This window comes from Tepidicaulis marinus (assembly GCF_000739695.1).
GTDB classification, from domain to species: Bacteria; Pseudomonadota; Alphaproteobacteria; order Parvibaculales; family Parvibaculaceae; genus Tepidicaulis; species Tepidicaulis marinus.
Genome location: NZ_BBIO01000003.1, coordinates 21,497 through 34,022, shown reverse-complemented (window position 1 = coordinate 34,022; position 12,526 = coordinate 21,497). Strand labels below are relative to the sequence as shown.

Sequence of the window (12,526 nt, the reverse complement as noted above, 5' to 3'; positions counted from 1 at the left end):
AGGCAGTCATGAGCGTCCCGAACAAAGCCAATCAGCCGCCGGAAAAGATGAAAGGCCCCGCCCTCAAGACCGCGCTTGACGGCCTGAAAGGCTGGAGCAAGGTGCGCGGGCGCGAGGCGATCACGAAGAAATATGTCTTCAAGGATTTCAACGAGGCCTTCGGCTGGATGAGCCGCATCGCGCTGATCGCAGAAAAGGCGGATCACCACCCCGAATGGTTCAACGTCTTCAAGACTGTGGAAGTCACGCTCTCCACTCACGATGCAGGCGGCGTGACGGACAAGGACATCCACCTTGCCCGCGCCATGGACAAGCTCGCGGGCAAAGCCGGCAAGGCGGTTTAAGACCGTCTTAAGAGGTCCCCTTCATGCTGGGCCCATGAGCTCACTTGCCGCCACCGCCGTCGCCGTCAATCAGGCCCAGACCAAGGCCCAGCTTGCGACGATCATTCAAAAGCAGCAGCATCAGGCGGATGCCTCGCTGGTCGCGCTTCTGCAGCAAAGCACCGAGGCGCTGCAGGCGGCAACACCGCCCGGTGTCGGCGGCAAGGTCGATGTGACCGCTTAAAGCACGCCTGAAAAGCAAATATAAAAATGCAAAAGGCCCGCGTTCGACGCGGGCCTTTGTCTTTTCTTGGGGTCGCGGGAAGCGCGGCTTCCCTGCGCCGCTTAGCGCGGCGCCATGCGGATGGCGCCGTCCAGGCGGACATCTTCACCGTTGAAATAGCCATTGGTGATCATGGTCTTGGCAAGCGCCGCATATTCGGCCGGCTCACCCAGGCGCGGCGGGAACGGCACCTGCGCGCCCAGCGCCTGTTTCACTTTTTCCGGCGCGCCGGCAAGAAGCGGCGTGTTGAAGATGCCGGGCAGGATCGTGTTCACACGAATACCTTCGCGCGACAGGTCGCGGGCGATCGGCAGCGTCATGCCGACAACGCCGCCCTTGGAAGCGGAATAAGCGGCCTGGCCGATCTGGCCGTCTTCGGCAGCAACGGAAGCCGTGTTGACCATGGCGCCGCGCTCGCCGCCTTCCAGCGGATCCAGCGACATCATGCCCGCAGCCGATTTGGCGATGCAGCGGAACGTGCCCACAAGGTTGATCTGGATGATCAGGTTGAACTTATCGAGCGGGAAATGGTCGATCGCGCCCGTTTCCTTGTTACGGCTCGCCGTCTTGATGGCGTTACCCGTGCCCGCGCAGTTCACCAGAATGCGCTCCTGGCCGATGGCGGCGCGCGCCTTGGCGAAACCGGCATCGACGCTGGCTTCGTCCGTCACGTTCACATTGCAGAACACGCCGCCCAGTTCCTTGGCAACGGCTTCGCCTTTTTCCTCGTTGAGGTCGAAAATAGCGACTTTCACGCCGTCTTCGGCCAGCGCGCGGGCGGTCGCTTCACCAAGGCCCGAGGCCCCGCCGGTGATCACGGCGCTGATAGTGGAATCGAGTTTCATCTGCTTCTCCCTGTTCTGCCGCGCTTGGGCCCGGAGAGCTCCGGAACCCGGCGGCGGCTTTCATTCATTTCGGCTCTTGCTGGCATGCGATTTAGCAGATTTTCAAAGCGCTTGGCGAGTTTTTCAGCCCCGAAAGCGCGCATTTGACGGCTTGACGCAACGTTCCCCTCGCAAAGAACCCGGCCCTGCAAAAGTGCGGGGGCCGGGCTCAAGCCGGAAGGCGGGCGATCAGCGCCCGCGCAGTTTCAAGATCGCGATGATGTGCAGGATCATGAAGACCGGCACCAGAAAGGAGGGGATCATGGTGAGCGGAAATTCCGCCAGAAGCCCCGTATGCAGATCACCTGCCTGATAGACCGGCCCGTTTTCCCGTAAGACAACGCCCATGGCAAAAGCGCTGATGAAATCGAGAAAACCGATAATGACGAGCCCATAGGCGGCTTTGCGCCAGCCCGCGCTTTTCTGCCAGATCATCAGCGCCACAAAAGGGGCGGCGAGACCCACCAGAATGTCGCCATAACCCGCCGGAATGGCGAAAGCGCCGGGCAGGAGCCCATAGCCCCAGGTGAAGACGAAAGCCGCGCCCACCACCCGCCAGCCCTGAACGGCGGTCACAAGGCCAAGATCGATGGCGCCGACCCAGGCCTTCACCCCGCCAAGCATGCGGTAGGCAAGAAGAAAGAGCGAGGGCGGCAGAAGTGCGGCCACCACGATGGCGAAGGGCGGCCGGTCGCCCACCGCATCGAACACACCGTTCTTGGCGGCGGTCATGACGGTCACGCCCCAAATGGCAAGCAGGATAAGGACCAGCGGTTTCAAAAGCGGCTGGCCGGAGGCAGGCGCGGCGGCTTGCATATTGGTGTCGGTCATGAGCGGCTCCATTAAGTGTAGATACACATTTAGGGGTAAATAAAAAGCGGGGCTCAGCCCGCCGCTTGAGACAGAAGCGAAAGGAGCTGACGGGCAGGCTCCGGGCCGAGCCCGGCCACTTTCTTTTCCTGAAAGGCGCGCCAAAGCGGCAGCGCGGCGCGATAGGCCTTCTCACCTTCAGCGCTTAAAGCTGCGATGCGGCGGCGCTTGTCACGGCCCTGCCGGTAGGCGATCAGCCCGTCCCGCTCCAAAAGTGCCAGATTGCGCGTCAGCGTCGTGCGGTCCGTGCCGAGCGCCTCGGCAAGCTGGGCGATGGGGAGCGGCCCCGCCTCTTCCAGTACCGCAAGAACGGCGAACTGGGCCGAGCTAAGACCGGCCGGTTTCAGCGCCCCGTCAAGATCGCGCGCAATCAGCCGCGCCGCGCGGCGCAGGTTGAAGCAAAGACAGGCGGCAGGCGAGGCCAGATCGGCGGTTTTCAAGCTCATAAAAGTGTATATACACCTAATTAGCGGAATGTCAAGACCGCCGCCCTCCCCGCATCTTCCCAGCCTTGTCTTTGCCATTTTGCGGGCCCACATTTCACCCCATGAGCAAACGGCCCGACAGCGCTGCCCTGCCGGATTTCGAAGATCCGGCCTATCAACTGCCCGCCACCGTGGCGCAGAACCGCACGCGCGTGAAAAAAGGCTTCTGGCGCAAATTGCTGCGCGTCGCCGGGCGCGTGCCCTTCGCCGAAGAAGCGGCGGCGGCTTATTATTGCGCGCTCGACCCCCAGACACCCACCCGGGTGCGCGCAACGCTGCTGGCAGCGCTTGCCTATTTCGTCACCCCGGCCGATTTCATTCCCGATGTCATCGCCGCCTTTGGCTTCACCGACGATGCGACCGTGCTGATGATGGCACTCTCGCTCGTCTCCGGCCATCTGACCGACAAGCACCGGGCGGCAGCCCGCAAGGCGCTCGGCAAAACGCCGCCGCACGAACCGCAAGAAAATTCGGAAAACCAGCCCCGCTAGAAGCGCCGCTTACTCGGGCAGGCGCTCCACTGTCTTTTCGGCAGCCCTGGCTTCCCTCGCCGCCTGCGATTCCCGCCGCACGATGTAAAGCGCCGCGCCGATAATCACGGCGGCGCCTGCAAGCGTCCAAATCGTGGGGATATCGCCGAAGATCACGATCCCGGCAAGCGCAAGGAAGATGAGGCGGGAATATTCGAACGGCGCAATCACCGTCGCCTCGCCCACCCTGTAGCCGCGAATGAAACAATTATGCGAGGCCGCCCCCGCGCTGCCCATAATCGCAAGCAGCGCCAATTGCTCCCAGCTCGGCATGATCCAAACGAGATAGGCAGGAATGGACGTGACGATGAGCCCGCCCACGCCGGTATAGAACATCAGCGTGATGGGCTGGTCGTAGCGCGAGGCGATTTTGACGAGCACCGTGGCGAGCGCCACAAGCGCTGCGCCCAAAAGCGCCACAAGCGCCGCCGGGTCGAGAGCGCCGGTAGGGCGCAGCATGATGAGGACGCCGCCAAAGCCGACAAGGGCGGCGATGACACGCCGCTTGCCGATGGGTTCAGAAAGCAGCAGCGCCGCCAGCGGCACGAGAAAAAGCGTGCGCGAGAAATTCAAGGCCTGAGCGTCCGCCAAAGGCAAATGCGCAAAAGCATAGAACCCGCAGATCATTGCCGAGGAGCCGACAAAGCCGCGCAGCATTTGCAGCGGCAGCACTTTGGTGCGGATGCCGCCTTCCGCGCCGCCCGCCCGGATAAGGAAAGGCAGAATAACGATGATCTGAAAAAGCTGCCGGAAGAAGGAGACCTGAAACGGATCGAAGGTCTGGCCGAGATATTTGACGAGCACCGCCATCACCACAAAGAGCACGGCAGAAAGCAAGAGCCAGAGCGCCCCTTGCACATTGGCGGGCAGGGCCGTGAGGCGGGCGGTCATTTCTTCGCGTCGGCTCATGTATTTCCGCTTTTCCTTACCTGCGAGGTTATTGCCGCCAAACACGCGCACGGCCCATAACGCTCACACATTTCACAAGATCAGCCTCACGAACATGAGGACGCATCCCATGGACGAGACCTTCCAAGACATGATCGCCGGCGCCGTTGCCGGCGCGCCTTACGGCAAGACCCTGGGCTTTGAGCTGACGGGTCTTGAAGAAGACCGCGCGCTTCTTTCCCTGCCCTACCGCGAGGACCTGACCACGATCGGCACCATGGTGCATGGCGGCGCGATCGCCTCGCTCGTCGATGCCGCCGCCACCGCCGCTTGCTGGGCGACGTCCCATTTGCCGGAAAATCCGCGCGGCTCGACCATCGGCTTTTCCATCAATTATCTCGATGCCGCTTTGAGTGCGGACCTTACCGCCGATGCCCGCGTCATCCGCCGCGGCGGCTCGGTGCATGTGGCGACCGTCATGGTCAGCGACAAGGCGGGAAAGCAGATTGCCCACGCGACGGTCACTTATAAGCTTTCCGGCAAACCCTCCGGCAAATAGGCGCCGCTGTCCTTACCGCGTCCAGGCGCCGCCCTCATTCGTGCGGTAGCCGATGGCGCGGTAGGCGGCATCCACCACAGCCTGGCCGCGCTCGTTGAGCAAAATGCCCATGCCCATCTGGTTCATCGAATAGCCAAAGCTCATACCAGCTTCCGGATCGGCAAAGCCGATGGACCCGCCCATGCCCACATGACCGAAAGCGGCTTCGGAAAGAATGACCGAGGATTGATTGCCCGGCGTCTCGCCCCGGTTGTCCATCGACTTCATGAAGCCGAGCCCGAAACGGGTCGGGATGAGCAATGTCGCATCCTCCCGCGTTGCCATGGAAACGCGGCTCATGCGCGTCACGGCTTCCGGTGAAACGAGTTTGACGCCGCCCAGCGTGCCGCCATTGGCAAGGGGCGCATACATGCCCGCAAGGCCCCGCGCATTGGTAATGCCGTTGGCCGAGCCGATTTCGGCTTCATGGGCGGCGCGCGAATTGAAATCCGCCTTGCCGTTATTCATCAGGAAAAGCGAAGAGGGCGAGGCGGGATCGGAAAGAATAGCCTGCGTGAATTTACCGACCGGCGCTTCAGGATCGAGCGGCGCATTGATCATGCCCGCCACGCGCGGCTCTTTATCTTCCGGCAGCCCGATCCAGAAATCGAGACCGAGCGGGCCCGCCACTTCTTCCTGAAAAAACTGCCCCAAAGGCTTGCCCGCCACGCGGCGCACGATCTCGCCCACCGTCCAGGCGAAGGTGACGCCGTGATAGCCGTTGCGCGTACCCGGCTTCCAGAAGGCTTCCTCGCGCGCCACGAGATCCGTCATATAATCCCAGTCGTAATAGGCGCCGTCTTTCAGTTGCGCGCGGATATGCGGCACGCCGACGGAATGATCGAGCATCATGCCGACTGTCGCCTCTTCCTTGCCATTCACCGCAAATTCGGGCCAGATTTCTTTTACCGGCTGATTGAAATCGAGCGCGCCCCGGTCGGCGAGCATATGCGCGCAAAGCGCCGCGGCGCCCTTGGTGCAGGAAAAGACGACGGAGATGGTGTCTTCTTCCCAAGGCGCGCCGTCTTTTGCCTTATGCCCGCCCCATAGATCGGCAACGGTCTTGCCTTCATGGGTGATAGAGACACTCGCGCCCACCTCGCCGCGCGAGATGAAATTTTCCGCAAAGGCCGCCGCCACGCCTTCAAAGCCGCTGGCGCAGCTGCCCCGGATAACGGCCTTGCCGGCCTCTTGCTCGATCTTCTGCATGGTCATGACGTTTCCCCGTTTCTGCAGCGCCTTCATGCGCCTTATTGTGTTTGCGCGCCGGATTTCCGGCTTTGCAGAATTTCCCTGATTTTCGGTTTGAGCTGCCGCGTCAGATAGGCATAGCCTTGCTTTGACAGCGACATGCCGTCCCAGCGGAAAAGCTCGTCTTTCAGCTCGTCTTCTTCGGTGAAGAAACCGGGCGTCAAATCGATGAAATGAACCGGCGCGCGGTCCTCGGCAAGCTGCCGGAGCAGCGCATTGGTGCGTTTCGCGCCCGGCCAGCGCGACATGCGCATCGGCGCGGGCGGCACGGAAACGATCAGCACCGGCGCCTCCACCTCATGGGCGCGAATGGCCGCCAGAAAGATTTGCATTTGCGCAAGCACGTCTTCCGGCCGCCGCCCGCGCACATCCGCAAGGTCCTCATCGCCGGCCATCACTACAATGAGGCTCGGCTCATAAGGTTTGACGATGCGCGCGGCATAATGGGTGAGATGAGCGATGCGCGCCCCGCCGAAGCCGCGGTTGAGCGCATCGAAAGGCATCATGTCGGCGCCCAGCGTTTCCCATAGCCGGACATCGCGCCCGCCGATGAAAAGCACCGCGCCCTTCTCCGGCGGGTTGGAGATATCGCGGCGCTCGAAGGCCGCGATATCCCCTTCCCAGTAAGAAGGCTCGCCGGAGGCGAAGAGCACATAGACGAGAAAGCCGAACAGAAGCACAAGTGTGCCGCCGATAAGCGCGGCCCAACTGATTGCGATGCGCCCCATATGCCCGCCGCTCCCTCTCGTGCCTCAGCCCGCCGCTTAGCGGACCCGAAGGACGACCTTGCCCTTCACTTTACGGCCCGCCATGTCGTTCAGCGCGGAGGCCACGTCTTCGAGCTTGTAGCTTTTGGAGACATGCGGCTTGATCTTGCCCGCCTTGAACATCTCCATCAGCTCGCGCAGGTTTTCTTCGTGGCGCGCGCGCTCACGGCCCGTGAAGGCGCCCCAGAAAACGCCGACGATCTGGCAGCCTTTAAGCAGCGCGAGGTTGAGCGGAATTTTGGGAATGTCGCCCGCGGCAAAACCGACCACGAGATAACGCCCGTTCCAGTTCATGGCGCGCAGCGCCGGTTCCGCGTAATCGCCGCCCACCGGATCGTAGAGGACGTCGGCGCCCTGGCCGCCCGTCAGTTCCTTGATCTTTTCCGAAAGCGCCTTTTGCTGATCCCGGTCGAGCGGGCCCGAAGGATAGACAAACCCGTCATCGGCGCCGTGTTCCTTGGCGACCGCGACTTTGTCTTCCGACGAGGCCCCGGCAATCACCTTCGCGCCCATCGCCTTGCCAAGCTCGACGGCGGCAAGGCCGACACCGCCGGCCGCGCCCAGAACGACCAGCGTTTCGCCGGGCTTGATTTCGGCGCGGTCTTTCAGCGCATGGTGCGAGGTGCCATAGGTCATGAGGAAGGCGGAAGCCGTCTCATAATCCATCTCATCCGGAATCGGCAGCGCACGGGCTTCTTCCAGCGCGATTTCCTCGGCAAAGCCGCCCCAGCCGCACGAGCCGATGACCCGGTCGCCGACTTTGATCTTTTTCACGCCGGCACCGACCTTGGTCACCTTGCCGGACACCTCGCCGCCCGGCGAGAAGGGTAGCGGCGGCTTGAACTGATAAAGGTTCTGAATGATCAGCACGTCGGGGAAATTCACCGCGGCGCTATGCACCTCGATCACCACTTCCCCATCTTTCGGCTCGGGGCTCGGCACATCTTCGATGACCAGTTTTTCCGGCGGCCCGTATTCCTTGCAGAGGACGGCTTTCATGTCTTTCTCCCTGTTTTGACTGTTGTTTCCAGGATTGCGCCAGGATTGCGTTTGGAAATTCCCGTTAACCTTCCCATAGCACAGCCTGCCCGATGGCCGCTAGCAGGCGCGCTCCCGGCACGGGTCATTTTATCCCCTTGGCACGAAAATCGCTCTTTCGCCCCCGAGCCCGGACAATCCGCAAGGGCGTGGCTCAGAACGGTACAACCCAAGGGGAATAAGATGAATTCGATTGTGAAAGGCACTGCCATTGCCGGTCTTGTGACCGTTGCGCTGACGGGCGGTGCGGGGGCTTACGATCTCAACAACGCCATCACCAACAGCCAGACCACGCTGCAGGATGTCACCGCCGACACGAACTTGTGGGTGAAAGCCGTCGACACGAAAGTCGATGTTTCCACCGCTGCCATTGCCAACTCGCTCTCCGCCGAGCTGAAAGGCAATACCTATCTGGAAAACAGCCAGGTGCTGGGGACAGCAGCTGATGTGAAAGCGGCAACCCTCGTGGAAGCGGAATGGATCGGCGGCAAAGCCACCATCAACACCCAGGCGATCGGCAACAATGTCACCGCCTCCGTCGCGGACGCGCAGTTCGTGAACGCGCACAACTCGCAAGTGACCGGCTGGCAGGCCCCGCGCCCGGTCGACCCGGAAGCGGTCTCCAACGTCATCATCGAAAACGCCGCGAAGGTGGACGTCTCCGCTCTCGCCGTCTCCAACGCTTTTGCGCTGGAAAGCAATGCGCCGGAAATCAATCTGACCAGCGTGCAGCTCAACAATTCGCTGACCACCGCCGTCTCCAATGTCAGCATCGGCTATACGAACGCGCTGAAAAGCTCGAGCGTTGCCATCGGCAATCAGGTCTCCATCGCCCCGATCGCCATCAAGTAAACCGCCCGCATTTCAGGCGCGCAAAAGACCGGGAACCTTGGAGGTTCCCGGTTTTCTTTTACCCAAATGCCCGTCCCAATTCGGGACTCGGCCCGATTTTCCGCAGTTTTCGGCGCTTGGCACGGCTCTCGCAATACCGTGATCAAGGCCCGCTCTCAGGCTCATATTGAAACAGCAGCCGCCCTATTGGAGGCACGACATGAAACCGACCCGTCTTTTTCTCAGCGCCGCCCTCGCAACGTTCTGCGCCGCGCCGGCTCTGGCCGGGGACCCGGACCACACCGTGCTGAACGGTCAGATCAACCTTAAGAACATCGTCGGTGAACTGAACATCTATATCGATGACGCCGGTTCGCTCGGCCAGACCGCAAGCGCCCAGGGCAACAGCTTCGAAGCGGAACTGGACGGCGCTTCCGCAGTGGACACCTACCAGATCAACCATTCCAACGTCGAAGCGGACCTCAACCTCGAAGCCGGCTGGATCGAAGGCGAGGCGACGACGGTCTCCCAATCCTTCACGAACTCCGCCACGATCAAAGGCGATGGCACGGGCGGCGTAGCCGTGAACAATTATCAGGAAGCCGATCCGAGCTGCGATTCCTGTTATGACGATGCCAAGACCTTCATCGCCGTTGACGGCGTGGGCACGCTGGACAGCTCCACCACCGCCGTTGCCAACTCGCTGAACGTCTATAACAACGCGCCGGGAACCAACATCAATTCCCAGCAGATCAACAATTCCAAGATGAGCGCCGTCTCGAACATCTATGTCGGCTATGCAGGCAGCCTCAATGCCTCCTCCAGCGCCGTCGGCAACAGTGTGATCGTGGGCAAGTAATCCTGCTGCCAAGCAGGGGAAGCGCGGCGCGGTTGCGTATCATGCCGCCGCCGCTCAAGGGAACCGGAGATGCGGGGGGCGCATCTCCGGTTCTTCTCGTTCGGGTCCTTGACGCCCGCCCTTCTTGCCAAGCCCCGCCCAAGCCCTTATCCCTTGCTGCGGCAGGAAACGAGCAGGCAAGAAGAGATGAGCCAAAAAGGACCGAGAGGATATTTCGGCTTCGGCGTGGAAGGCATTTCCAAGCCGATGAATATGGGCAGCCTCATCCGCTCCGCCCATGCCTTCGGCGCAAGCTTCGTTTTCACCGTGGGCGCGGCGCACAAGGTGCGGGCCGCCAAATCCGATACCTCCAAAACTCCGCAGCATGTTCCCTATTATGAATGGGACCGGGCGGGCGACATGATCCTGCCGCGCGGCTGCCATCTTGTCGGGGTGGAGCTGACCGAGGAGGCGGTCGATCTGCCCAGTTTCCGCCATCCTCTTAATGCGGCGTATATTATGGGACCCGAGCGCGGCAGCCTTTCGGAAGAAATGACGGAAAAATGCGACTTCGTGGTCAAGATCCCCACGAAATTCTGCCTCAACGTGCAGATCGCCGGCGCCGTCATCATGTATGACCGGCTGCGCTCCATGGGCAATTACGCCCCAAGAGCGCTGATGCCGGGCGGGCCCGTGGACGGCGCGCGCGAGCACACCCATGGCGGCCCGATCATGCGGCGCGGCGGCATCAAAATGCCGATGAAACGCCCGTACGAGGAAGAAAAGGACGCGGACTAGCTACTCCCGGAAAGTTTATGGCCGGATGAGGCGCTCACCCGGTGCGGACATATTTTGGCCGCATCCCGCCTGCAGCTTCGCCTTTGAAGCTTTCTCCGGACGCCGCTTGAGGCCCGCCCCTTAACGCGGCGGCGGCGGATCGGGGACATAGGTGGAAAAGTATGAGGGGCTTGGGTAAGCTGCGCCCGGACCCCATTGGAAGAATCGAGTCGGAAGAAGATGCGCAAACGAGAAAGAGCCTTCCTTAAAGGTACGATTTTAGCGGCCCTGCTGATGAGCGCGGCCCCGGCGCTAGCCGAAGCGCCCAAACTGCTCGGCAAGTTCAACGATTGGACGGCTTATACCTATGACTCCGGCAAGGACCGGATCTGCTACGTCATGTCGGAGCCGAAGGAACAGCGCCCGCGCGGCGCCAACCGCGGCGACGTCTTCGTGATGGTCACGCACCGGCCGGGCCAGAACGTGCGCAATGAGATCTCCATGCGCGCAGGCTATGTTTTCGATGAAAAGAGCCGGCCCTATTCGGAGATCGGCTCGGACAATTTCCAGATGTTCACCGGCGTCAATGAAGGCGGGGAAGCGCGCCATTGGGCCTGGCTGGAAAATTCCTCCGATGAAAGCCGCATGGTCAATGCCATGAAGCGCGGCTCGGACATGATCGTCAAAGGCACCTCGAACCGGGGCACGCTGACGACCGACACCTATTCTCTGTCCGGCGTCACCGCCGCCATCGGCAAGATCGACGACGCCTGCCGCTAAGCGCCTGAATTAAGGGCCTGAAAGGCCCCGAAAAGCCGCCGCGCCTCGAAAGATGGCGCGGCGGCCTTTTCTTGTGCTATAGCAGCCCCAAGTGAAGTGGCAGGCGCGCGGGCCCAAAAACCGGCAGAATTCCGGCAAAGCCCCGCCTCCCCAACTCCTCGAGAAAATGCCGTATAGGCACCGGGTAGACCAATGAGCGTGACACTGGACATTTCCCATGAAGTGCAAGGCGCGGGCGAAAGCCCGCCGGCGGATCAAGCTGCCCGCGCGAACCTCATCGGCCTGCCGCGCCCCAAACTCCAAGAAGCGCTCGAGGCAGCGGGTATTCCCGCCAATCAGACAAAGATGCGGGCCGGCCAGCTCTGGACCGCGCTCTACCATCAGGGCCTCACCGATTTCGCCGGGATCACCACGCTCTCCAAGGCGCTGCGCGAGGAGCTGGCGAGCCGCTTTACCCTGAAGCGCCCGGAAATCGTCACCGAGCAGATTTCCAGCGACGGCACCCGCAAATGGCTGATCCGTCTTGCCTCCAGCGACCCGCGGGCACCGGCGCCCGAAGTCGAGGCCGTCTATATTCCCGAACCCGACCGGGGCACGCTCTGCATTTCCTCGCAGGTCGGCTGCACGCTCAATTGCACCTTCTGCCATACGGGCACGCAAAAGCTGGTGCGCAACCTGACCGCCGAGGAGATCGTCGCCCAGATCCTCATCGCGCGCGATGCGCTCGGCGAATGGCCGACGCCGAAGGAAGGGCGCAAGATCACGAATATCGTGCTCATGGGCATGGGCGAGCCGCTTTACAATTTCGACAATGTGAAAGACGCCATCGACATTCTCTCCGACGGCGAAGGCCTTTCCATTTCCAAGCGCCGCATCACGCTCTCCACTTCCGGCGTCGTGCCGATGATCGAGAAAGTGGGCTCGGAAATCGGCTGCATGCTCGCCATCTCGCTTCATGCGGTGAACGATCCCACCCGCGACATGCTGGTGCCGCTCAACAAAAAATATCCGATTGCGGAGCTTCTGGACGCCTGCCGGAACTTCCCCGGCCTGTCCAACGCCCGGCGCATCACCTTCGAATATGTGATGCTGAAAGGCGTGAATGATAGCAAGGAAGACGCAAAAGAACTCGTGCGGCTTCTGAAAGGCATTCCGGCTAAGATCAATCTCATTCCCTTCAATGCTTGGCCCGGCGCGCCTTATGAATGCTCGGACTGGGAGGCGATCGAAACCTTCGCCGATATCGTCAACCGCGCAGGCTATGCCAGCCCCATCCGCACCCCGCGCGGGCGCGACATCATGGCCGCCTGCGGCCAGCTAAAGTCCGAAAGCGAACGGCTGAAAGCCAGCCTGCGCGCGGCGCAATAGGCCCTATCTTTCCTT

16 protein-coding genes are annotated in these 12,526 nt (G+C 61.7%); 9 read left to right on the top strand and 7 right to left on the bottom strand.

The genetic code is table 11. The features are described 5' to 3' along the window. Positions 1 to 47 precede the first annotated feature (47 nt). Both M2A_RS03680 and M2A_RS03675 read left to right on the top strand, forming a co-directional pair. Complete coding sequence (locus M2A_RS03680; RefSeq protein ID WP_439645653.1) at positions 48 to 344, top strand: 4a-hydroxytetrahydrobiopterin dehydratase; 297 nt, start codon at positions 48 to 50, stop codon at positions 342 to 344. Between the two features lie 34 nt (positions 345 to 378). Then, positions 379 to 567, top strand: a complete 189-nt coding sequence (locus tag M2A_RS03675; RefSeq protein WP_045443169.1) for a putative motility protein — start codon at positions 379 to 381, stop codon at positions 565 to 567. Positions 568 to 668: 101 nt separating this feature from the next. Here M2A_RS03675 and M2A_RS03670 read toward each other — a convergent pair whose 3' ends face one another. The 3 genes from M2A_RS03670 to M2A_RS03660 form a co-directional block, all read right to left on the bottom strand. Next, a complete protein-coding gene (locus tag M2A_RS03670) occupies positions 669 to 1,451 on the bottom strand; it encodes an SDR family NAD(P)-dependent oxidoreductase (protein ID WP_045443166.1) in 783 nt (260 codons plus the stop codon). Between the two features lie 228 nt (positions 1,452 to 1,679). After that, positions 1,680 to 2,321: a DUF8737 domain-containing protein gene (locus M2A_RS03665; RefSeq protein ID WP_045443163.1), complete on the bottom strand. Its 642-nt coding sequence runs from the start codon at positions 2,319 to 2,321 to the stop codon at positions 1,680 to 1,682. A 53-nt stretch (positions 2,322 to 2,374) separates the two neighbouring features. Next, positions 2,375 to 2,806 carry a MarR family winged helix-turn-helix transcriptional regulator gene (locus M2A_RS03660; RefSeq protein ID WP_045443160.1) on the bottom strand — a complete coding sequence of 144 codons (432 nt, stop codon included), beginning with the start codon at positions 2,804 to 2,806 and terminating at the stop codon, positions 2,375 to 2,377. Between the two features lie 101 nt (positions 2,807 to 2,907). Here M2A_RS03660 and M2A_RS03655 point away from each other — a divergent pair, with 101 nt between their 5' ends. Continuing rightward, entirely contained in the window at positions 2,908 to 3,336 is a 429-nt protein-coding gene (locus tag M2A_RS03655) for a YkvA family protein (RefSeq protein WP_045443157.1), read from the top strand. Between the two features lie 9 nt (positions 3,337 to 3,345). Here M2A_RS03655 and M2A_RS03650 read toward each other — a convergent pair whose 3' ends face one another. Next, a complete protein-coding gene (locus M2A_RS03650) occupies positions 3,346 to 4,284 on the bottom strand; it encodes a DMT family transporter (RefSeq protein ID WP_081875366.1) in 939 nt (312 codons plus the stop codon). Between the two features lie 109 nt (positions 4,285 to 4,393). Between M2A_RS03650 and M2A_RS03645 the strand changes: the two genes are divergently transcribed. Next, positions 4,394 to 4,822 carry a PaaI family thioesterase gene (locus M2A_RS03645; RefSeq protein WP_045443154.1) on the top strand — a complete coding sequence of 143 codons (429 nt, stop codon included), beginning with the start codon at positions 4,394 to 4,396 and terminating at the stop codon, positions 4,820 to 4,822. Between the two features lie 12 nt (positions 4,823 to 4,834). On the opposite strand, the gene M2A_RS03640 is transcribed toward M2A_RS03645, so the two are convergent. Genes M2A_RS03640 through M2A_RS03630 form a run of 3 tightly spaced genes read right to left on the bottom strand, consistent with a single transcriptional unit; the run spans position 4,835 to position 7,878 of the window. Further along, on the bottom strand, positions 4,835 to 6,076 hold the full coding sequence (locus M2A_RS03640; protein ID WP_244444370.1) for a serine hydrolase domain-containing protein: 1,242 nt from the start codon (positions 6,074 to 6,076) through the stop codon (positions 4,835 to 4,837). A 35-nt stretch (positions 6,077 to 6,111) separates the two neighbouring features. Then, positions 6,112 to 6,840, bottom strand: coding sequence for a GDSL-type esterase/lipase family protein (locus M2A_RS17105; protein WP_052379181.1), 729 nt, complete (start codon positions 6,838 to 6,840; stop codon positions 6,112 to 6,114). Positions 6,841 to 6,876: 36 nt separating this feature from the next. Continuing rightward, on the bottom strand, positions 6,877 to 7,878 hold the full coding sequence (locus M2A_RS03630) for an NADPH:quinone oxidoreductase family protein (RefSeq protein ID WP_045443151.1): 1,002 nt from the start codon (positions 7,876 to 7,878) through the stop codon (positions 6,877 to 6,879). 222 nt (positions 7,879 to 8,100) lie between these two features. On the opposite strand from M2A_RS03630, the gene M2A_RS03625 reads away from it, so the two are divergent. The 5 genes from M2A_RS03625 (at position 8,101) to rlmN (ending at position 12,511) form a co-directional block, all read left to right on the top strand. Next, positions 8,101 to 8,769, top strand: a complete 669-nt coding sequence (locus M2A_RS03625; protein WP_045443148.1) for a hypothetical protein — start codon at positions 8,101 to 8,103, stop codon at positions 8,767 to 8,769. A gap of 199 nt (positions 8,770 to 8,968) precedes the next feature. Continuing rightward, complete coding sequence (locus M2A_RS03620; protein WP_045443145.1) at positions 8,969 to 9,607, top strand: hypothetical protein; 639 nt, start codon at positions 8,969 to 8,971, stop codon at positions 9,605 to 9,607. 186 nt (positions 9,608 to 9,793) lie between these two features. Beyond that, positions 9,794 to 10,384, top strand: a complete 591-nt coding sequence (locus M2A_RS03615) for an RNA methyltransferase (protein ID WP_045443686.1) — start codon at positions 9,794 to 9,796, stop codon at positions 10,382 to 10,384. A 273-nt stretch (positions 10,385 to 10,657) separates the two neighbouring features. Beyond that, positions 10,658 to 11,143: an invasion associated locus B family protein gene (locus M2A_RS03610; protein WP_052379180.1), complete on the top strand. Its 486-nt coding sequence runs from the start codon at positions 10,658 to 10,660 to the stop codon at positions 11,141 to 11,143. A 192-nt stretch (positions 11,144 to 11,335) separates the two neighbouring features. After that, a complete protein-coding gene (gene rlmN, locus M2A_RS03605) occupies positions 11,336 to 12,511 on the top strand; it encodes a dual-specificity RNA methyltransferase RlmN (protein ID WP_045443139.1) in 1,176 nt (391 codons plus the stop codon). Positions 12,512 to 12,526: the final 15 nt, after the last annotated feature.